Below are 21,096 nucleotides of genomic sequence, written 5' to 3'. Positions count from 1 at the left end.
CGCGCACCGATCCTCACACGAACAATCGGCCGGCGCTGCGAGTCCGGCCACGGAGACACTCATGCAAAAACGCGAAGCGATCGTCCCGGCCGGCATGGAAGCCGTGTACGAAAAAATCGGCTACGCGCCGGCGGTCAAGGTGGGCGATACGTTGTACGTGTCCGGCCAGATCGGCCGCGACGCGGCGATGCAACTGGTCGAAGGCCGTGAAGCACAGATCGTGCAGGCGTTCGAGAACCTGAAGTGCGTGCTCGAAGCGGGCGGTGCGTCGCTCGACGACGTCGTGGATCTCACGACCTTCCACACCGACATGCGCGACCTGCCGCTGTTCATGCAGGTGCGCGACCGCTACCTCCGCGCGCATCCGAAGCCGGCGTGGACGGCGGTCGGCGCGCACATGCTGGGCGGCGCACCCGGCTATATCGTCGAGATCAAGGCGGTGGCGGTGTTGCAGCGGTGAGTGTCGGCGTCGCGGCTTGCTTCGCATCGTCTTCGTCCCCGGCAGCCGTCATCGCGAGGCGCCCCGGCCGTTCCGGCTGCCGCCTACAGCCGGCGCGCAAGCGTGCGGCCGATATTGCCGGTTCCGATGATGCCGATTTCCCTGGCGGGTGCCTCGTCCACGGACGTTTCGTCGGCCGGCCGCGTCACGCGAGCCGGAATTTTTTCCGCAGGCTCGCATCGACCGGGCCGGCCGGCATGAAGCGCCGCAACCTGCGCAGCAGCGACGCCTCGCCGTTGGGCGTACGCCGCATCCGCCATGCGCCGAGCGCCGCGTCGACGATGGTGGCGGCCACGCCCTCGGGGTGCGGCGCGGCTTTCACGCTGTCGCCGACGGCGCGCGCCGCGAGCGTGCGCTCGCGGTCGTAATCGGCGATCGGCGCGCTCGCCTGTGGCGCGTTGACGTCCAGGTTGGTCCGCGTAAACGACGGCTCGACCAGCGTCGCGCGAATGCCGAACTGGCGCAGTTCGTGATCGAGCGATTCGGTCAAACCTTCAACCGCATGTTTGGACGCCGAATAAAGCCCCATGTACGGCGCCGGCAGAAAGCCGAGCACCGAGCTGACATTGACGATCCGGCCGCGCCGTTGCGCCCGCATGTGCGGAAGTACCGCACGGGTCGTGCGCAGGATGCCGAATACATTGGTGTCGAACAACGCCTCGGCTTCGTCCACCGACGTCTCCTCCACCGCGCCGATCAGGCTCATGCCCGCATTGTTCACGAGCACGTCGATACGCGCGGCGCGGTCGATGATCGTCTGGATGCCGGATCGAACGGACGCGTCGTCACGCACGTCCATCTCGATCAGCTCGACACCGGCAACGGGCGCCGTTCGCGCGATGTTGCGCACGGTGCCGAACACGCGGCAGCCGCGTCCGGCGAATCGTTCTGCGGCGACGCGCCCGATGCCCGACGACACGCCGGTCACGACGACAACGGTGGAATTCGACATGGCTGTTTCCTTCGATACGGGGAATGGGGAATATCAATCGCGCGCATCCAGCGCGGGCTGAAGTGCGGTCGTGGCGGGCGCCGCCGGTTCATGGCCGCCGTGGCGGGCGGTGGCGGAATGACCGGGTCGGATCCTGAACCAGATCGCGTACATCGCCGGCAGGAACATCAACGTGAGGATCGTCCCGGCGAACGTGCCGCCGATCAGCGTGTACGCGAGCGTGCCCCAGAACACCGAATGCGTGAGCGGTATGAACGCGAGCACGGCCGCCATCGCGGTGAGGATCACCGGGCGCGCCCGCTGCACGGTCGCCTCGACGACCGCGTGGAACGGATCCAGCCCAGCCTGTTCGTTCTGGTGAATCTGGCCGATCAGGATCAGCGTGTTGCGCATCAGGATCCCCGACAGCGCGATGAGGCCCACCAGCGCATTGATGCCGAACGGCTGCCGGAACAGGATCAGCGTCGGCACCACGCCGATCAGGCCGAGCGGGCTCGTCAGGAACACCATCACCATCGCGGAGATCGAGCGCACCTGGAAGATGATGATGATCAGCGTCACCGCCAGCATGATCGGGAACAGCGGCAGCATCGCCTTCGTGGCCTTGCCCGATTCCTCGATCGAGCCGGCTTCCTCGATTCGATAGCCGCTCGGCAGCGCGGCGATGATCGGCTGAAGCTGCTTCGTGATCGCGGCCGACACGTCCGGCGGCTGCAGGCCGTCGGCGATGTCGCCGCGCACCGTGAGCGTCGGCACGCGATCGCGCCAGCGCATGATCGGCTCTTCCATGCGCACGTCGACCTTGCCGACCTGCGACAGCGGAATGCGCTGCCCGTTCGCGCCGGCGAGCGTGAAGTCGTCGAGCCGCGCCGGGTCGAGCCGTGCATCGCCGCCCGAGCGCGCGACCACCTGCACGGTCCGGATATCCTCGCGCACTTCGGTGACGGGCACCCCGGTCAACAGAAACTGCAGTTGCTGCGCGACCGCGCTGGACGTCAACCCGACGGCCTGCAGGCGGTCCTGCTCCAACGTGAAATGCAGCGCCGGCGCGCGCGTGCCCCAATCGGCATTGACCGTGCGCATCATCGGGCTGCCGGCCATCACGCGCTCGACGTCGGCCGCGATGCCGCGCAGCGTGTCCGGATCGGGGCCCGTGACCCGATACGCGACCGGGAACGGCGAATACGGGCCGAACACGAGCTGCGTCACGCGCACGCGCGCATCGGGCGCGAGGCCGTCGGCGATCGCCCGCCGCAGGCGTGCCTTCAACGCGTCGCGCTCGTCCTGGCTGTCGGTGCGCACGACGATCTTCGCGAACGACGGATCGGGCAGCTCCGGCCCCATCGCCAGATAAAAGCGCGGCGCGCCCTGGCCGACGTACGCGGTGACGATCCTCGCTTCCTTCTGCTTCGCGAGCCACGCTTCGACCTTCGACGTGGCCGCGCTCGTTTGCGAAATCGACGTGCCGTACGGCATCTGCACCTCGACGAGGACCTCGGGGCGATCGGAGATCGGGAAGAACTGCTTCTTGACGACGGCCATGCCGAGAATGGCGAGTACGAACAGGCCGACGACGGACGCCGCAACCAGCCATTTACGCGCAATCACGCGCGTCAGCATCTGTCGGAAACGGTTGTAGCGCGGCGTGTCGTAGATCGCATCGTGACCGCCTTCGAACTTCTTGAGGTTCGGCAGCATCTTCACGCCGAGATACGGCGTGAATGCGACGGCGACGACCCACGATGCGATCAGCGCGATCCCGACGATCCAGAACATGTTGCTCGTGTATTCGCCGGCGGTCGAGCGCGCGAAGCCGTTCGGCATGAAGCCGACCGCGGTGACCAGCGTGCCGGCCAGCATCGGCGCGGCCGTATGGCTCCACGCGTAAGCCGACGCGGCCACACGGTCGTAGCCTTCCTCCATCTTCACGACCATCATTTCGATCGCGATGATCGCGTCGTCGACCAGCAGACCGAGCGCGAGGATCAGCGAACCGAGCGTGATGCGATCGAAGTTCTTGCCGGTGGCGGCCATCACGACGAACACCACGGCGAGCGTCAGCGGCACGGCCGCGGCGACGACGAGGCCGACGCGCCAGCCCATGCTGACGAAGCTCACCAGCATCACGACGAGCAGCGCGGCGAAGAACTTGACCATGAACTCGTCGACGGCCGAGCTGATGTTCACGGACTGGTCGGTGACCTTGGTCAGGCTCATGCCGAGCGGCAACTCCGCGTTGATCGCGCCGACTTCCCGGTCCAGCGCGCGGCCGAGGTCGAGCCCGTTCCAGCCGTCGCGCATCACGACGCCGAGCAGCAGCGCGGGTTCGCCGTTGTTGCGGATCATGAAGGTGGACGGGTCTTCGTAGCCGCGCTCGACGGTGGCGATGTCCGACAGTTTCAACGTGCGGCCCTGCGCGACGATCGGCGTGTCGCGAATCTTCTGCAGCTTGTCGAACGCGCCGTCCATGCGAATGAAGATCTCCGGCCCGCGCGTCTCGACGGAGCCGGCCGGCGTCAGTGCGTTCTGGCCATTGAGCGCGGCGAATACGTCCTGCGGGCTCACGCCGAGCGTCGCGAGCCGGTCGTGCGACAGCTGCACGTAGATGCGCTCCGCCTGTTCGCCGATGATGTCGACCTTCTTCACGCCCGGCACATGCAGCAGCCGCTGGCGCTGCGTCTCCGCATCGCGCACCAGCAGGCGCTGCGGTTCGCCCTTGGCCTTCAGCGCGAACAGCGCGAACGTGACGTCCGCGTATTCGTCGTTGACCAGCGGGCCGATCACGCCGGCCGGCAGATCGTTCGCGACGTCGCCGATTTTCTTGCGCGCCTGATAGAACTGCTCCTGCACCTCGGACGGCGGCGTGCTGTCGAGCAACGTCAGCGTCGTGAACGCGAGGCCGGGGCGCGTGTAGGTTTCGGTGCGGTCGTACCAGCGTAACGCCTGCAATCGCTTTTCGATCTTTTCGGCCACCTGGTCGTGCATTTCCTGCGCGGTCGCACCCGGCCATGCGGTGACGATGGTCATCACCTTGACGGTGAAGGCAGGGTCTTCCGCGCGCCCCAGCTTGAAGAACGATACGAGCCCCGCGAGCGAAATCAGGCAGATCAGGAACAGCGTGATCGCGCGCTCGCGCACCGCGAGCGCCGACAGGTTGAAGCGGCGTTCGCTCACGGCCGTGCTCCTTCGTGTGCGGCCGTGGCGGCCACGCGAACCGCTTCGCCGTCGCGCAGCAACTGCGCGCCGAGCGCGACGACCCGCTCGCCTTGCTTCAGTGCGCCGGACACGCGCGCGCTGTCGTCGTCCAGATGCTCGACCGTGACGGGCCGCCATCCCACCTTGGCCGGATCGCCCGCGACGACCCACACGCCGGGCCCTTTGCCTGCATCCAGCAGCGCGCCGATCGGTACCTGCAGGCCGGCTTGCGGCGTCGCGCGCGCGTCGTCCGGCATGCGGATCGTGACGGTCGCGCCCAGCGGTGCGGCGGCCAGCGCGCCCTGCAACACGTAGCGCGCTTCGAACGTGCGCGTTCGCGCATCCGCGGTGTCGGACAACTGGCGCAGCGTCGCGGGGACACTCGCGCCCGGCTTGCCGAACAGCTCCGCCCGCGCGATGGATCCGACCGCGGGGCGCAGCGTTTCCGGCAGCTGGATCACCGCTTCCCGGCTGCCGGCGTGCGCGAGCCGCACGACCGGCTGGCCGGCGCTGACGACCTGGCCGGGCTCCGCGAGCGTTTCCATCACGACGCCGTCGCCGTCCGCGACCAGTTCCGCGTAGCCGGTCGCATTGCGCGCGACGTCGGCGTCGGCCTCGGCGGCGCTCAACTGGGCTTTCGCGGCGTCGGCCGCGGCCTTGACCTGGTCATAGGCCGATGCCGATATCGCGCCGGTGCCGCGCAGGTCGCGGTAGCGCGCTTCGTCTTCGGCGGTCTGCCGCGCGCGTGCCCGTGCCGCGGCCACGGCTTCGTCGCGTGCGCGCGCCGCGAGCTTCAGGTCGACGGGGTCGATGCGCATCAGCGGCTGGCCGCGGCGGACGGTTTGCCCGGTATCGACGAGCCGCTCCAGCACCTTGCCGGACACCCGGAACCCGAGGTCGCTCTGCACGCGGGCGGCGACGGTGCCGGTAAACGACCGCGACGCGGGCGTGGCTGCGTGCACGATGGCGGTACGCACGAGCGGCGCTTCCGTGCGCGGATCGGAAGGCGCTTTTCCGCTGCAGGCGGCTAGCGCGAGGGGCAGCGCGGAAGCGACTGCAAGGAGAGCGAGGCGACGCCGGACCATGAAAGACCCACTGACGAGGTGATCGGGGCTTTCATTGTGTATCTAGTGACCAAAATAGTCAACGGTCACAAACGATGTCGGTTCATGGGGCGAGGCTGCGGAGCACCAGGCTCGACAACTGCGCGGGCGCGGCGTCGGTCGTGTCGAGGTTGTACTGCAGCAGCAGCGGATTCAGGTACGGCCGCATCACGAGGTAGATTGCCGTCGCGGTTTCGTCCAGCGGCGTCTTGCGCTCGAACTCGCCGCTTTGCCTGCCTGCCTGCAGCACCTCCTGCAGCAGCTTCTGCACACGGGCCTCATAGGCCTGCACCGACTGCCAGTTGCCGGTGGCGGCCGACGCGGCGATGTCGTACAGCTTGCGGTCGCGGAAGAACAGCCGCAGGCTCGCTTCGGTAGAAACCTTGAACATGCGCCGCAGCTTTTCGGTGGGCAGTTCCGCTTCGGCGACGGCGGCGCGCACGTCGGTCTCGATTTCATGCAGGCAGTTCGCGCAGATCATCTCGCCGATCGCCTGTTTCGACTCGAAGAACTTGTAGATATAGGCCTTCGAGAAGCCGATGGACTTCGCGAGGTCGGACACGGTCGTCTTCTCGTAGCCGTACCGGCTGAAGTGCTCGGTGGCGGCGGCCACGATCTGGTCGCGCACGTCGTGATCGGCCGGGCCGCGTGCGGGCGCGGGGGAAGCGGAGTTTTCTTTCATGGGTTGCGGCTGGCAGGGATGGACAACGAGTGACTATTTGGTATTATAGTCACTACCTGATCTTGACTGAAACCGTCATGCTACCGAAACCCATCGTTGCCGCGCTGCTCGCCGCGCTCCTGTCTGCGGGATGCGCCGTCGGTCCCGACTACGTGCGGCCGGACGTCGCCATGCCGCAGCGCTTCCAGGGCCAGAGCGCCGTGGAGCAGCGGCGCGCGGCGGCCGACGCCGAACTCGCGACGTGGTGGACGGGCTTCGGCGATCCGCAGTTGACCCGGTTCGTCACGCTCGCACTTGCACGGAACCTCGATCTTGCGCAGGCCGCGGCCCGCGTCACGCAAGCGCGTGCCGGGCTCGGGGCGGCCAATGCGGCGCTGTTGCCGTCTGGCAATGTGACGGGCCAGGCTGCGCGCGCCTACCAGTCGGTCGAAACGCCGTTGGGGCGCGTCCTGGATTCGACGCCCGGTTTCGACCGTCACGGGAGCGCCTACGAAGCCGATTTCAACGCGAGCTGGGAACTGGATGTGTTCGGCGGGCTGCGCCGCGGGCGGCAAGCCGCGCTTGCCGACTATCAGGCATCCGAAGCGGCGGCGGTTGCCACGCGCCTGGCCGTCGCCGCGCAGACGGCCGACATCTACATCACGATTCGCGGGTTGCAGGGCCGGTTGAAGGTCGCGCGGCATCAGGTGCGGACCGAACAGGATCTGTTGTCGACGATCAACCTGCTGTACGGGAAGGGGCTCGCGGCGGAGCTTCAGGTCAGGCAGGCCGAAGGTGCGCTCGCGCAGGTTCGTGCGACGGTGCCGGTGCTCGAGGCGGCGCTGGACACGGCGATGAACGCGCTCGACGTGATGCTCGGTGCGCAGCCCGGCACGCATCGCGCGGAATTGCTCGACGGCGGCGACGTGCCGGTGGCGCCGCGGATCGCGGCGACGGGCACGCCGGGCGAATTGCTCAGGCGGCGGCCCGACCTGATGGTCGCCGAGCGACGCCTTGCGGCGTCGAACGCGCGCATCGGCGTGGCGATTGCCGAGTATTACCCGAAGTTCTCGCTGAGCGGATTGCTCGGCAGCGCGACGACGATGGGCGCGGGCAACCTGTTTGCCGGCGGCGCGAACCAGGCGGCCGGCGTGCTCGGCCTGCGCTGGCGCCTGTTCGACTTCGGCCGGATCAATGCGCAGATCGCCGACGCCAAAGGAAAGGAAGCCGAAATGCTGGCCGCGTATCGGCTCGCGGCGCTGCACGCCACCGAGGATGTCGAAAATGCGTTCTCTGCGCTCGTCAAGCGCGACGAACAGGCGGCCGTGCTGGCCAGCGGCGTGGATTCGCTCGGCCGCGCGCGGGCCGCGTCGTTCGCGGCGTACCAGAAAGGCGTCGTCAGCCTGATCGAAGTGTTGCAGGCCGACGAAAGCCTGCTGCGCGCGTCCGACGAACGCGTGCAGGCGCGAACCGAATCGGCGCGTGCGGCGGTCGCGGCGTTCAAGGCGCTCGGTGGAGGATGGCAGGCGCCGGAGGCCGAGGCCGTTGCGAGCCGGTAGCGGTAGCGCCGGAGCCTCTGATGACCGCGCGAATATGAAAATCAGCGAACTGGCCGAATTCGATGGCTCGAAGTACCTGAAGGACGAGGAAGCGATTCGTCACTACCTGGCGCAGGCATTCGAAGATCGGGACCCTCGATTGATCCAGGCCGCGTTGGGGAACGTCGCGAAAGCGCGTGGCATGACGGCGTTGGCGCGCGAGTCCGGCGTGAAGCGTGAAGCGCTCTATCGTGCGCTGTCGGAAGGCGGAAACGCGGAGTTTGCGACGATCATGAAGGTTGTCGCCGCGTTGGGATTGCATCTGACCGTTGCGCCAATCACGCGGACCGCCGAAGCGGCACCCGCGCCTGAGCGGACTCTTCGCAAGCGCTCGCACGCACGCGCGGCGGCTCACATCTGATGCCGTCAGGGGCGGGCAGGAAGTCCCGCCGGCCCATTCGTGTCGCCCCGGTCGGCATCGTGCGGGAAGCCCTGCATGCGGCACGCGGCTACCGATGGATCGCTCCCCGCAACCGCCTCACATCCTGCTCCGACACCGGCGCCGCCCGATTCCCCCACGCGCCGCGCACGTAACTGACCACCGCCGCGATTTCTCCGCTCGTCAACGTGCCGCGCATCGCCGGCATCCGCTGCACGGGGCCGTTTTCACCGGGCGCCGGCCGAGCGCCTTCGACGACGATCCGGATCGTGCTCGTCGGATCGGCGGCCAGCACGACCGAACTGCTCGCGAGCGCCGGCCCGTGATCGCGCACGCCCGTGCCGTCCGCGCCGTGGCAACGCGCACAGAACCCCGCATACACACCGGCCCCGGGCGCTTGCTGGCCGCTTTCCGGGCGCGGGCCGGCGGGCGTCAACCGCGGCACGCCGACGCCCAGCGGATTCGTCGCGGCGGTCGGTTGCGCGGGCAACGATTTGAGGTACACGGCGATCGCCCGACGATCGTCCTCCGTCAGCAACGCGGTGCTTTCGCCGACGACCGGGGCCATCGCGCCGAACACCGAGCCGCGCGCCGCATGGCCGCTGCGCAGGAACGCGGCGATGTCGTCGGTCGACCAGCGGCCGAGGCCGTCCGGGTCCGCGCCGGTCAGGTTCGGCGCGAACCAGTGATCGTTGATACCGCCGGTCAGGAACGCGGGGCTGCGTTCGTCGTAGCCGCGTTCGTTGTAGGCCAGCCCGCGCGGCGTATGACATGCGCCGCAATGGCCGAGCCCCTGCACGAGATAGGCGCCGCGATTCCATTGCGCTGATTGCGACGGCTGGGGCGTGAACCGGTCGCGGTTCGCGAACGCGAGGCTCCACAGCCCGAGGGCCCAGCGCTGGTTGAACGGAAACGGCAGTTGCGTGAGCTTCGCCGCGTTCGGGGACGGCGCGACGCCGCGCATGAAATACGCGTACAGCGCGCGCACGTCGTCGTCGGTCAGGTGCGCGAGCGACGGGTACGGCATCGCCGGATACAGCCGGCTGCCGTCCGCGCGCACGCCGCGCCGCAACGCGTCGTCGAACTGGCGCAGCGTGTAGTGGCCGATCCCGTGCGTGGGGTCCGGCGTGATGTTCGGCGCATAGATCGGCCCGAACGGCGAATTCACCGGCTGGCCGCCCGCGTACGGCGTATGGTCGGCCGCGTCGTGGCACGCGGCGCAATCGCCGGCCAGCGCGAGATAGCGGCCGCGCGCGATCGTCGCGGCGTCGGCGCTCGCCGCCGCCGCGGCAATGACCGGGCGGCGGGCGGTCGAAGTGGAAGCGGAGTCCGGCGGCGGGGCGGAAGCCCCGGACGCTGCCGAATTGGCGACACTCGCCTCCCGCTGGCGTGAAAGCCGCGGATCCTCTCTCGCACGAGCGGACATCGACGCACCGGCATCGGCCGCCGACGCGTGAATCCGCACGAACCGCCAGCCCGACGCGGGCTCGGGCGCTTCGGCCGCCGACGCGGCGCCGCCCGTATCGCCGGCTGCCGCTGCGTTGTCGTCGGGCTGCATGTCGCACGCGCCGAGCATGACACACAGCGCGAGCGCGACACCCGCACGGCGGCCGGGCACGCAGCACGAAGCGAACGAGATCAGCGCCATGGACTGCAAGGCCCCACGAAAGCCGTGACGATTCCCGTGAACACGAGACCGATCACGAAGCCGAGCGCGGCGAGCATTCCGCAGCGCGCGAGAAAGCGTGTACTGTCGTCGCGCGTCACGGCGGGCGCATCGGCATCGCGTCGATATCGGTGCCGCCACGCCCGCGCGAGCCACGTCGCGCAGGCCGCGGCCAGAGCGAACGCGCCCGCGGCGATCAGTGCGAGCCACACGCCGACGTGCGTCCAGCGCGGCGCGGCCTGCGCGACGCCGAGCGGATAGCATGCGGTGGACGCGAGCGTCTCGGACACGAGCATCTGCGCAAACCACAGCGCGGGCGCGCCGACGAGGCCGGCCGCGATCGCGAGCAGCGGGGTCCACGCGCGTCGGGCGTCGCTCATCCCGTGCTCCTCAGCCAGAACGGCGATACGTACAGCGCGGTGAAGATGAACAGCCACACGATGTCGACGAAGTGCCAGTAGAGCCCGCCGACCGTCAGCGCGACGCGTCGCTCGCGGCTGAAGAAACCGGCGGCCGTCCACCCCGCGAGCAGCGCGAGGATCGCGAGGCCGGCCACGACGTGCGCGAGATGGAACCCGGTGATCGTGAAGTAGAGGCTGCCGTACAGGTGCGCGGTCGGGCCGTACGGATGATCGCGCCATTCGTGAAGCTGGACCAGCGCGAACGCGGTGCCGAGCACCAGCGCGACGACGAGCATCGCGACCGCGCGGGCCTGCCGCTCGGCCCGCACCGCGCGCTCGGCCAGCCACACGAACACGCTGCTCGACAGCAGCACGACCGTGTTGACGGCCGCGAGCCCGATCTTCGGCATCCCTTCGGGCGGCCAAGGCGCGGACCATTGCGACTGCAGGTAGAAATAGCAGAACAGCAGATAGCCGAACAGCCCGGCCTCGGTCACGATCAGCGTGAGCACGCCCCACCAGCCGCCCGCGCGTTCGCCGCAACTGCCGATCGGCAGCGGCTCGAGGCAGGCGGCCGGCGCGCCGGCCGGCACCGTCGCCGACGGCGGTTCGGCCGGGCGCGCCCCGGCGGCCGCGGCAGGCGCCTGCGTGTTCGCGCGGGCGGGCAGTCGAGCACGTTGCCCGAGCGCGCGGCGCGGCCACAGCCACACGGCGGTGGCGACCGCGCAACCGGCCGCGGCCACGCACACGAGCGTTGGCGAGCGCGCGAGCATCGCCGCGAACACGGCGGTCGCGAGCAGCGCGAGCACGAACGGCACGCAACTGTCGTCGGGCATCTTCAGGATCGCGCTCGGCGCCGCGGCGAGCGGCGTGACCGCGAGCGCCTCGCGCCCGTGTGCGAGCCGGTAGCCGATCCGCAGGCTGGTGCGCGTCGGATCGTCGCGCGTTTCCCACAGCGGATGCCGCGACGCGACGAGCGGCAGCACCGCGAAGTTGTACACGGGCGTCGGCGACGCGACCGACCACTCGAGGCCCGCCGCGCCCCACGGATTGTCGCCGGCGCGCACGCCGCGCCGTGCGCTCACCAGCGCGTTGACGACGAACATCACGATGCCGATCCCGAACACGAACGAGCCGATCGTCGTCAGCAGGTTCGACGTGTCCCAGCCCATCCCGGATGGATACGTATAAATGCGGCGCGGCATCCCGAGCAACCCGGAAACGTGCATCGGGAAGAAGCCGAGGTTGAAGCCGATCAGCACGACCCAGAAGGTCCAGCGGCCGAACCGCTCGTTCATCATCCGCCCGGTGAACTTCGGGAACCAGTACGCGACGCCGCCGAGCACCGGGAACACGTTGATGCCGAGCAGTACGTAATGCAGGTGCGCGACGACGAAGTACGTATCGGTGAGCTGCCAGTCGAGCGGCACGGCCGCCGTCATCACGCCCGACACGCCGCCGATCACGAACATCAGCACGAAGCCCGCGAAATACAGGAACGGCGTGCGAAACACGGGGCAGCCGGTCCAGATCGTCGCGATCCACGCGAACACCGCGACCGCGCTCGGGATCGAGATCAGCATGCTCGCGGCGCCGAAGAACGCGAGCGCGAGCGGCGCGATGCCGGTCGCGAACATGTGGTGGACCCACACCTCGAAGCCGATCAGCATCGTCGCCACCGTCGATACCGCGACGGCCTCGTACGCGACGAGCGGCCGCCGGCAGAAGGTCGGTAGCGCGTCCGACACGATCCCCATCGCCGGCAGCACGACCACGTACACCCACGGATGCGCGAACATCCAGAACAGGTGCTGCCACAACAGCGGCCGGCCGCCATGCGCGACGTCGAAGAAGTGCGTGCCCGCATTGCGGTCGAGCCACAGCAGCAGGAACGCGAGGCTCACCGACGGCACCGCCACCAGGTTCGCGACCGACGCGGTCAGCGTGCCCCACACGATGATCGGCACGCGGTCGATCGACATGCCGTGCGCGCGCATCCGCAGCAGCGTGACGACGAAGTTCGCGGCGCCGCCGGTCGTCGAGATGCCGAGCAGGATCATCCCGAGCGCATAGATGTCGATGTTCGCGCCGGCGCTGTAGTCGAGCGACGTGAGCGGCACGTAGTTGAACCAGCCGCCGTCCGGCACCGCGCCGAGCGGAAAGCTCGCGTACAGGAACAACCCGGCGAACAGGAACGACCAGTACGAGAACGCATTCAGCCGCGGGAACGCCATGTCGCGCGAGCCGAGCATCAGCGGCCACAGGTAGTTCGCGAAGCCGGACAGCACCGGCAGCGCGTACAGGAAGATCATCGTGACGCCGTGCATCGTGAACAGCGAATCGTATTGCGCGGGCGTGAGCAGCGTCGCGTTCGGTCGTGCGAGCTGGATGCGCATCACGAGCGCCTCCACGCCGCCGAGCAGCAGGAACGCGAACGCGGTGACGATGTAGCGCAGCCCGATGCGCTTGTGATCGACGGTGCCGAGCCAGCCGCGCCAGCCGGGTTCCGATTCCCACAGCTCGGCCAGCGCGCGCTCGTGCGCGGAACCGGGCGGCGCTTCGCCGAGATCGGGTACGCGGTTGAGCGGGGCCGGCGTGTCGCGGGCAATGGCCATCGGCATCCTCGGTTCAGTGCAGCGTCGCCAGATACGCGGCGAGATCGTCGGCGTCGCGCGGCGCGAGCGCGATCGACGGCATCAGCGACTGCGGCTTGATCTGCTGCGCGTGCGCGACCCAGCGGCGCAGGTTGTCAGGTGTGTTGTCGAGCGTGCCGGCCGCGAGCAGCCGGCGCGTGCCGACGTGCGTGAGATCGGGGCCCGCGTCGCCCGCCGCGTCGGTGCCGCGCACCGCGTGGCAGCCCGCGCAGCGCACGGCGAACACGCGCTGGCCGCGGCGTTCGGCGCTCGCCGCGGGGGCCGCGGCCGGCTGGCGCTGCGCGGCGAGCCACGCACGGAACGCGGCCGGCGGCTCGGCCACGACTTCGAACGCCATGTGCGCGTGCTGCGCGCCGCAGTATTGCGAGCATTGCCCGCGATAGATGCCCGGCCGGTCGGCCTGCAGCCATTGGCGATTGGTCTGGCCGGGTATCGTCTGCGTCTTGCCGGCGAGTTGCGGCACCCAGAACGCGTGGATCACGTCGGCGCTCTTCAGTTCGATTGCAACGGGCTCGCCCACCGGAATATGGATCTCGTTCGCCGTGACGAAGCCGGCCCCGTCAATATCGTCCGGATAACGCACGGCCCACCACCAGTCTTGCGCGGTCACGGCGATCGTCAGCGCGGGCGGACGCGGCGGCGCGGCGACGGCACCCAGCACCCGCAGCATGTAGACGAGCGCGCCGAACAGCAGCGCGATCGAGATCGCGGTGCCCACGGTCACGATCGTCAGCCCGCTGCCGTGGCCGGCGCCCGCGTGCGCGCGGCGGCGAAACAGCGCGATCAGCAGCAGCACCGCGATCGCGACGCAGACGAACGTGCACAGCGCGAGCAGCGCCCAGCCGAGCACGAAGACCGGCTGCGCCGCGGGGCCGGCCGCGTGCACGACGTACGCGAGCGGCAGCGGCGCGGACGGATTGCCGGGCTCGGCAGGCGCGGCGGCCGCGCGCGCGACGATCGGCACGATCGTCCACGCGACCGGTGCGATCCATGCGACATTGCGGGTTTTCATGAACGGCGGAACGGGCAACGCGACTCCTTGCCGGGTTGGGCGGCATGACGACGGCCGTTCGCGGCGGAGCAAATTTCATGCGCACGCGGCTCGCACGCATGCGGTCGTGGAAGGGCGGGATGACCTGCACGACGACCGGTGCGTTACAGCCGGCTTGTAAATTGGGCGGCCATTCACGTCGCCGAACGCGCTTTTCCGCGGCCGGCTTCCGGCTCGTGCAGGTGTACCGGATACAGCGGCGCGACGACGACGCGCACGTGCTGTTCGAACGGCCACTCGGCTTCCGTGACGATGTCGGGCTGCGATCCGAGGAAGACGACGTGAGTGCGCGGCCCATGTGCGGGATTTCCCGTTCACGCTCGCGCAAGTCAGGCGTCGTAAGCGCGGTGCTCGGCGGTGCTCGGCGGTGCTCGCGCGGCCGGGCGACGGGCGAGACGACGCCGACATCGGCCAGCACCGTCCCGCGCGCTTGCCTTACGATTCGCCTTTCCCTTCCGTGCCGCGCTTGTCGCCGTGCTCGCCGTTGCCGGGCAGCACGGCCGACAGCACCTGCCGCGCGGTCTCGACGATCACGTTCGCTTCACGCGGGTCGCCTTTCGCCAGCGTTTCGGCAAAATGCTTCGCCTGCTGCAGCGTCACGTGCGGCGGCAGCGGCGGCACCTCGGGGTCGCTCTTCACTTCGAGCACGACCGGTCGGTCGGACGCGAGCGCTTCGTCCCACGCGGCGCCGAGCTGTTCCGGATCGTCGACGTAGATGCCCTTGAGGCCGAGGAGGGTCGCGAAGCGGTAGTACGGCACGTTCGGGATCTGCTGCGACGCGTCGAACTTCGGGTCGCCCTCCATCACGCGCTGCTCCCACGTTACCTGGTTCAGGTCCTCGTTGTTCAGCACCATGCAGATCCAGCGCGGGTCGGGCCACTGGCGCCAGTATTTCGCGACCGTGATCAGCTCGGCCATGTTGTTCATCTGCATCGCGCCGTCGCCGACCATCGCGATCACCGGGCGCACCGGGTGCGCGAACTTCGCGGCGATCGCGTAAGGCACCGCGGCGCCCATCGACGCGAGGCCGCCGGACAGCGATCCCATCATCCCGCGCCGCATCATCAGGTCGCGCGCATACCAGTTCGCGCAGGAGCCCGAATCGCTCGTCAGGATCACGTCGTCGGGCAGGCGCGGCGACAGCTCGGTGAACGCGCGTTGCGGATTCACACCGCGGCCCGCGCTGGCCTTCGCGGCCGCGCGGGCGGCGAGCGTCTCGCGCCAGTCGTGGTTCCATTTCGCGATCCGGTCGCGCCATGCGGTGTCGCGCCGCTCGTTCAGGAGCGGCAGCAGCGCGCGCAGCGTTTCGGCGCTGTCGCCGACCAGATTGACTTCCATCGGATAGCGCAGGCTCAGCATGTCGGCCTTCAGGTCGATCTGCACGCCGCGCGCCTGGCCTTCCTTCGGCAGGAACTCCGAATACGGAAAACCGGAGCCGACGACCAGCAGCGTGTCGCATTCGGTCATCAGCTCGTAGCTGGGCTTCGTGCCGAGCAGCCCGATCGAGCCGGTGACCCATGGCAGGTCGTCCGGCAGCGCGGCCTTGCCGAGCAGCGCCTTCGCGGCGCCGGCGCCGAGCCGGTCGGCCACCGCGATGACTTCGTCGGTCGCCTTCAGCGCACCGGCGCCGACCAGCAGCGCGACTTTTGATCCCGCGTTGAGCACGTCGGCCGCGCGCCGCAGGTCGTCCGCGTACGGGACGACTTTCGGCGCCGTGTAGCCGACCCCCGAATGCACGGTGCCGTGCGCGCGCTTCGGCGGCGCGTAGTCGAGCTCCTGCAGGTCGTTCGGTAGCACGAGCGCGGTGACCGTGCGCGCGCCGAGCGCGGTGTGCACCGCGCGGTCGACCAGGTGCCGCACCTGGCCCGGTACCGTCGCAAGCTGAACGAATGCGCCCGCAACGTCCTTGTAAAGCGCCGGCAGATCCACTTCCTGCTGGTAGTGGCCGCCGAGCGCCGCGCGCGCCTGCTGGCCGACGATCGCGAGCACGGGCATGTGGTCGAGCCGCGCGTCGTACAGGCCCGTCACGAGGTGCGTGGCGCCGGGGCCCGAGGTCGCGACGCATACGCCGAGCTCGCCTGTAAATTTTGCATGCGCGGACGCCATGAAGGCCGCCATCTCCTCGTGGCGCGCCTGGATGAATTCGATCTTCCCGTCCGCGCGGTTCAGCGCACCGAAAAAGCCGTTGATGCCGTCGCCCGGGTAGCCGTAGATGCGGCGCACGCCCCAGTCGTACAGCCGCTGGACGATGAAATCCGCCACTGTCGCCATGCCGTTTCTCCTTGGTTCGGGATGAGCCGATGCGGGGCTGCCGCGCAAGGCACGTGCCGCGCCGCGTGCGTCGGGCACGGCGGTTGCACGCGGCATCCGCGAGCAACGAGCAAGCTGACCGGAGCGCAACGATGGCCGCATTCGCACGCTGGTTGCGCCCGGCGACGCGCGTGCGCGATGGCGGTAACGCGGGTCGCGCGGCCTCAGCCGTTTCAATGCGTGCGAACGAAAGGGGGATGACGCACGTGGACCGTTCACTTTCTTGTCGAGGATCCGTCTCATGCCTGCATTCAACCGTTCATCCATACGCCGTTGTGCCGCCAGCGCGCTGCTCGCGGCTTGCGCGTCGGCGCTGCCCGCGGCCGCACAGTTGCGCCCGGCCAATCCGGTCAGCGTGCCCGACACGTCCACGCAGGCGTTCAAGCGCGCCGACCGAAAAATGATGGAAGCGATGGAAAGCGCGCCGTACACGGGCGACGCCGACCGCGATTTCGTCGCACACATGGCGCCGCATCACCAGGGCGCGATCGACATGGCGCAGGTCGAACTCAAATACGGCAAGGACCCGACGCTGCGGCAACTCGCGAGCCGGATCGTCGCCGCGCAGCGCGACGAGATCGCGTTGATGGAGCGCTGGCAGAAGGAGCACGGCAGCACGCCGTGAACCGCGATGCGAGACGGCGATACGCGGGCGGCCGTACCGGTGGTTCCGCATCGGGCAAGCGGCGACGTCGGACGCGCGCCGAGTCGATGGCCGCGCGTACGGGCAGGCACGACGGGAGGCGCGATGCATGGACGGTAAGCGCGAGAGCACAGGCCGCTCGATCGACAGCGTCGCCGACTACATGACCATGATCGGCGCGCAGCGGCAGACGATGGCGCTGCGGCTTTTTCGCGGCCAGTGCAATGCCGGCTGGCCGCTCGCGCCGGGCATCGCGCGGCAGCACGCGTCGCCCGACGTCGAAGCGCGGATGCTCGACGAATTCACGCGGCGCGCGCTGCCGCATCTCGAACCCGGGCAGAACCTCGAGGCATGCGACTGGCTCGCGCTCGCGCAGCAGCACGGGATGCGCACGCGCCTGCTCGACTGGTCCGGCAACGCGCTGGCCGCGCTGTGGTTCGCGGTCAGGCGCGCGGGCGAATCGGGCGGCGACGGCGTGGTGTGGTGCCTGTCGCACGACGCCGACGACATCGCGACCGCCGCGGACCGGCGCGCGCCGCTGGAGGTCACGCGCACCAAGGTGTTCCGGCCGCGTCACGTCATGCCGAGGATCACCGCGCAGGACGGCTGGTTCACGATTCACCGTTATGACGCGCGCGGCGGGCGCTTCGTGGCGCTCGACGAGGACGCGGATCTCGCCGGCCGCCTCGTGCGCATCGCCGTGCCGGGCGCCCGGTTCGCGTCGATCCGGCAGGAGCTTGCCGGCGTCGGCGTGAGCATCGCGACGATCTTTCCGGATCTCGACGGCATCGCCCAACTGACCGACACGCGCTATTTCCCGGACGACGAGGACACGCACGCACCGCGCTAAAGCCGCGCTGCGCGGGCGTACGGGGCGGGCACGCGTGATGCTTCTCCCGACGGCGCGCACGCGGGACCGAACCCCCGAGCGGCCGCTGGCGTGCGGTTCGCGGCGGGCGGCGACGCGGTTCATGCGCGCATTCAAACAGACTATCGATCCGGGAGGCATTCATGCGCGAACTCAACGAACCACCGAGCGACCGTCGCGACACGGCGTGCAAGCGCGGCGCCGGTTCCGGGCCGGCCGGGCACGCCGTTACCCGTGCGTTCGAACGTTTTGCGTCGCGCGTGACCACCTGGGCCGGGTCGCCGGTCGCATTCGGCAGCGCGGTCGCGATTACCGCGATATGGCTCGTGAGCGGGCCGGTGTTTCACTACTCCGACGCGTGGCAGCTCGTGATCAATACCGGCACCACGATCATCACGTTCCTGATGGTGTTCCTGCTGCAGCGCAACCAGAATCGCGACAGCGTGGCGTTGCATCTGAAGCTCGACGAACTGCTCGCCGTCACGCGCGCGGCGAGCGACCGGCTGATCGGGATCGAGGATGCATCCGAGGAGGAATTGCGCGCGTTGGCGCAGACCTACGTCGAAATGGCGCAGCGCGCGGCCGAGCGCGGCGACGACGAGCCGGGCGGAAAACGGGCGGAAGCGGCCGACACGAAAACGGCCGACACGCCGCCCGAATCCTGATCTCGCGATCGAGCGATGCGCGGCCCGATGATTTTTCAAACGCTTGTCGTTTCGGGCGCCACATCGCGGCGCGACGGCTCGTACGCGCCGCTCGCAGCGGGGAACGGCACGTGCTGCATGCCGAAACGAAGCCCGGTCGTTCCGGGTATAGCCTAAGGTGCCGCCATGAACTCCAGAGTCCCGTCGAATCCGTTGTTGAATCTTGCGGTGGCAGTCGCCTGCGGGGCGGCCGCGATGTACTTCCTCGATCCTGCGTCCGGGCGGCGGCGCCGCGCGTATCTGCGCGACAAGGCGGCCGCGGGCCGGCACGACGTGGCCGATTATGCGAATACGCAGGTGAAGCGGGCGGCGGACCATGCGCGCGGCGCGATCGCCGGGCTGCGGGCCGACTGGCTCGCGGGCGACGCGAACGACGTGCAGGTCGCCGAGCGCGTGCGTGCGGCGCTCGGCCGGCTCGTCGCTCGCCCGCGCGACATCGACGTGAGCGTCGAGCACGGCAACGTGTGCCTGACGGGACAGGTCGACGAGGCCGAACGGCAGGCGCTGATCGACGGTGTCGCCGCGCTGCATGGCGTGCATCGCGTCGAGGACGCGATGGGCGCGCGCAGCGAATACAAGGCGCCGACCGACGGTCATTCGCAGTGACGCGGCCGCGGCTGTCCGCCCCGGCAGGGGCCGGTGAACGAGTACGACCTGCATTCGGCGCACGCACGGCTGCCGGAACGACGGCAGCCTGGCGCCTCAACCGGAGCCACTCATGACCGAACGCCAGCCTCCCGACACGACGTCCGCGCATCCGGAGCCGGGCGCGCACGACGCGCTCGAACATCTGCTCGGCAGCCTGCATCGGCACGGCTTCCTGCGCTTCGCGAACGAGGTCGTCAGCGCGAACGCGAGGCTGGCCGACACGTTCGTCGACGCGCTCGACAAGCCCGGCATGCAGAGCGGCATGCAGAATCTCGCAATGCTCGTGACCGCGCTCTCGCGCATTCCGCCGGAACAGTTCGGCCGCGCCGCGTTCGCGGCGGCCGACGCGCTGCATCACGTCGGCGCATGGCAACCGGCGCAGCACGCGCACGTCGCGCCCGGCGTGCGCGGCGTCTACCGCTTGCTGCACGACGAGGCGCTGTGGGATGCATTGACGCCGCTGCTCGAAGGGCTGAAGGTCTTCGCGCAAGGGCTCGCGCGCGATCCGCAGCCGCCCGTCGCCGGGCTCAGCGAGACGACGAAAGACGCGTGACCGCGCCCGATCGCGGATCGCTCGCCACGCACAGGCCCGCGAACTGACGGACGATGCGCTGCGTTGGCGCGCTCGCCGGCCAGTGCGGCACCGCGTCGATGCCGACCCAGCGGCACAGCGCGATTTCCCGGCCCGGGCACGCGTGCGCGCCGCGCGGCAGACTCGCGACGAACACGTGATGGCGCTTCACGCTGCCGTCTACGTAGAAGAAATACGCGAGTTCGAGATCGGTGAGCCCGGTTTCCTCGCGAAGTTCGCGATGCGCGGCGTCGAGCGCCGATTCGCCGCGCCGGATCACGCCGCCGGGCAGCGTCCAGCGCGACGATCGCCCGCGCGCGACCAGCAGCACGCGCCGGTTGCGATGGCACACGATCGTGGCGCGTTCCTTCGCCAGCGGCGCGAGCGGTACCGCGCGAACGGGGAAATCGGACGGGTCGGGTAGCGTCATGCAGGGCAGGCGGCAGGTGGGCGAAAGATCCATGCGCTCCCTGCCGCAACGTGCGTTCCCGCTTCGCCGTCGCATGTGCCCTCGTGCGAGTGTTTCGGGCCTGCTGACCGGCCTTCGTCCGCGATTTTTCAACGGCTTGTCATTTCTGCCGCCGCCCGCTGCGGCGCGTTTCGCGCGGGCCGGACGGCGCGACGCGCGTCGATCACGCGTCGCCGGGTTCGGCAGAGGGCGTGCGACGCGGCGGCGTCCCGCTTGGCGGTGCGGCCGGCTTGCCTTCGGCCGGGTCGTGCGCGCTGCGCGGCGGCGGCGTGGCGGTGCTGCGGCGCTTGCCTTCGGGGCCGGGCGTGCTGTCGCCGCGATCTTCGTCGCGTGTGTCGGTGTCGAGCGAGGTCGAGCGTGTCATGGTTCGCGAGTCCTGTCGGGGCAGTCGAGGCGTACACGTCGCGCATCGGGCATGCCGCCGGGTGGACGATCCGCGTTGCCGGGCCCGCTGTTTGCTCGATCGCGCGCTTGAGGTCGGCGCGGGCAATGGCGCCCGCGGCCGCCGCCTGGAGCCCCGTTTCATGTCCGATGCGATCCTGTGCCCGTGGTCCGTCCGTGAGCGATTTTGCGTCGCGCTCCGGCGCGCGTCGACACACGGACGGCGCGGCACCGGCGCGCCGGATGCGTTCGCGCCGGCGGTGGCCGGTGTCGTACTGTCGACGCCGCTGCCTACCCGCTGGCCGGCCGTGGGGGGGGGGGGGGGGGGGGGGGGGGGGGGGGG

General features: G+C 69.6%; 19 protein-coding genes. 8 read left to right on the top strand and 11 right to left on the bottom strand.

The window, feature by feature from the left end:
* The first annotated feature begins 61 nt into the window (after positions 1–61).
* The gene (locus LGM42_RS32335; protein WP_226234359.1) at positions 62–460 is read left to right on the top strand and encodes a RidA family protein; all 399 of its coding nucleotides are present in this window, start codon (positions 62–64) and stop codon (positions 458–460) included.
* Positions 461–644: 184 nt separating this feature from the next.
* Here the strand turns inward: LGM42_RS32335 and LGM42_RS32330 are convergent, their stop codons facing one another.
* The 4 genes from LGM42_RS32330 to LGM42_RS32315 form a co-directional block, all read right to left on the bottom strand.
* The gene (locus tag LGM42_RS32330; RefSeq protein ID WP_226234358.1) at positions 645–1,451 is read right to left on the bottom strand and encodes an oxidoreductase; all 807 of its coding nucleotides are present in this window, start codon (positions 1,449–1,451) and stop codon (positions 645–647) included.
* A 33-nt stretch (positions 1,452–1,484) separates the two neighbouring features.
* Positions 1,485–4,625, bottom strand: a complete 3,141-nt coding sequence (locus LGM42_RS32325; protein ID WP_060310400.1) for an efflux RND transporter permease subunit — start codon at positions 4,623–4,625, stop codon at positions 1,485–1,487.
* A complete protein-coding gene (locus tag LGM42_RS32320; protein ID WP_226234357.1) occupies positions 4,622–5,731 on the bottom strand; it encodes an efflux RND transporter periplasmic adaptor subunit in 1,110 nt (369 codons plus the stop codon). The genes LGM42_RS32325 and LGM42_RS32320 overlap by 4 nt, the downstream gene beginning before the upstream one ends.
* 82 nt (positions 5,732–5,813) lie before the next feature.
* On the bottom strand, positions 5,814–6,431 hold the full coding sequence (locus LGM42_RS32315; RefSeq protein WP_226234356.1) for a TetR/AcrR family transcriptional regulator: 618 nt from the start codon (positions 6,429–6,431) through the stop codon (positions 5,814–5,816).
* Between the two features lie 77 nt (positions 6,432–6,508).
* Between LGM42_RS32315 and LGM42_RS32310 the strand changes: the two genes are divergently transcribed.
* Positions 6,509–7,969, top strand: a complete 1,461-nt coding sequence (locus LGM42_RS32310) for an efflux transporter outer membrane subunit (protein ID WP_226234355.1) — start codon at positions 6,509–6,511, stop codon at positions 7,967–7,969.
* Positions 7,970–8,003: 34 nt separating this feature from the next.
* Positions 8,004–8,369 carry an addiction module antidote protein gene (locus LGM42_RS32305; protein WP_226234354.1) on the top strand — a complete coding sequence of 122 codons (366 nt, stop codon included), beginning with the start codon at positions 8,004–8,006 and terminating at the stop codon, positions 8,367–8,369.
* An 88-nt stretch (positions 8,370–8,457) separates the two neighbouring features.
* Here the strand turns inward: LGM42_RS32305 and LGM42_RS32300 are convergent, their stop codons facing one another.
* From LGM42_RS32300 to LGM42_RS32280, 5 genes are all read right to left on the bottom strand, one after another.
* The gene (locus LGM42_RS32300; RefSeq protein WP_226234353.1) at positions 8,458–10,035 is read right to left on the bottom strand and encodes a c-type cytochrome; all 1,578 of its coding nucleotides are present in this window, start codon (positions 10,033–10,035) and stop codon (positions 8,458–8,460) included.
* Complete coding sequence (locus LGM42_RS32295; RefSeq protein ID WP_059575088.1) at positions 10,026–10,433, bottom strand: hypothetical protein; 408 nt, start codon at positions 10,431–10,433, stop codon at positions 10,026–10,028. The genes LGM42_RS32300 and LGM42_RS32295 overlap by 10 nt, the downstream gene beginning before the upstream one ends.
* Positions 10,430–13,069 (bottom strand): cytochrome c oxidase subunit I, encoded by a 2,640-nt coding sequence (gene ctaD / locus LGM42_RS32290; RefSeq protein ID WP_226234352.1) that lies wholly within the window; start codon positions 13,067–13,069, stop codon positions 10,430–10,432. The genes LGM42_RS32295 and ctaD overlap by 4 nt, the downstream gene beginning before the upstream one ends.
* A 13-nt stretch (positions 13,070–13,082) precedes the next feature.
* Complete coding sequence (gene coxB, locus LGM42_RS32285) at positions 13,083–14,120, bottom strand: cytochrome c oxidase subunit II (protein WP_226234351.1); 1,038 nt, start codon at positions 14,118–14,120, stop codon at positions 13,083–13,085.
* Positions 14,121–14,594: 474 nt separating this feature from the next.
* The gene (locus LGM42_RS32280; protein ID WP_226234350.1) at positions 14,595–16,430 is read right to left on the bottom strand and encodes a thiamine pyrophosphate-requiring protein; all 1,836 of its coding nucleotides are present in this window, start codon (positions 16,428–16,430) and stop codon (positions 14,595–14,597) included.
* A 280-nt stretch (positions 16,431–16,710) separates the two neighbouring features.
* Between LGM42_RS32280 and LGM42_RS32275 the strand changes: the two genes are divergently transcribed.
* The 5 genes from LGM42_RS32275 (at position 16,711) to LGM42_RS32255 (ending at position 19,885) form a co-directional block, all read left to right on the top strand.
* Positions 16,711–17,094 carry a DUF305 domain-containing protein gene (locus tag LGM42_RS32275; protein ID WP_060310393.1) on the top strand — a complete coding sequence of 128 codons (384 nt, stop codon included), beginning with the start codon at positions 16,711–16,713 and terminating at the stop codon, positions 17,092–17,094.
* A gap of 127 nt (positions 17,095–17,221) precedes the next feature.
* Positions 17,222–17,962 (top strand): FRG domain-containing protein, encoded by a 741-nt coding sequence (locus LGM42_RS32270; RefSeq protein WP_226234349.1) that lies wholly within the window; start codon positions 17,222–17,224, stop codon positions 17,960–17,962.
* 161 nt (positions 17,963–18,123) lie between these two features.
* Positions 18,124–18,645: a low affinity iron permease family protein gene (locus tag LGM42_RS32265; RefSeq protein WP_059637311.1), complete on the top strand. Its 522-nt coding sequence runs from the start codon at positions 18,124–18,126 to the stop codon at positions 18,643–18,645.
* A gap of 165 nt (positions 18,646–18,810) precedes the next feature.
* Positions 18,811–19,290, top strand: coding sequence for a BON domain-containing protein (locus tag LGM42_RS32260; protein WP_226234348.1), 480 nt, complete (start codon positions 18,811–18,813; stop codon positions 19,288–19,290).
* A gap of 112 nt (positions 19,291–19,402) precedes the next feature.
* Complete coding sequence (locus LGM42_RS32255; RefSeq protein ID WP_060310392.1) at positions 19,403–19,885, top strand: hypothetical protein; 483 nt, start codon at positions 19,403–19,405, stop codon at positions 19,883–19,885.
* On the opposite strand, the gene LGM42_RS32250 is transcribed toward LGM42_RS32255, so the two are convergent.
* Together LGM42_RS32250 and LGM42_RS32245 are read right to left on the bottom strand one after the other, a co-directional pair.
* On the bottom strand, positions 19,860–20,366 hold the full coding sequence (locus LGM42_RS32250; protein ID WP_413227438.1) for an NUDIX hydrolase: 507 nt from the start codon (positions 20,364–20,366) through the stop codon (positions 19,860–19,862). The two genes, LGM42_RS32255 and LGM42_RS32250, sit on opposite strands and share 26 nt — an antisense overlap.
* A gap of 169 nt (positions 20,367–20,535) precedes the next feature.
* Complete coding sequence (locus LGM42_RS32245; RefSeq protein ID WP_226234347.1) at positions 20,536–20,736, bottom strand: hypothetical protein; 201 nt, start codon at positions 20,734–20,736, stop codon at positions 20,536–20,538.
* Between the last annotated feature and the right edge of the window lie 360 nt (positions 20,737–21,096).

It is taken from the genome of Burkholderia sp. AU39826, from assembly GCF_020419965.1.
GTDB classification, from domain to species: Bacteria; Pseudomonadota; Gammaproteobacteria; order Burkholderiales; family Burkholderiaceae; genus Burkholderia; species Burkholderia semiarida.
The sequence above is the reverse complement of the archived record's forward strand: the minus strand, read 5'-3'. Positions and strand labels throughout refer to the sequence as shown.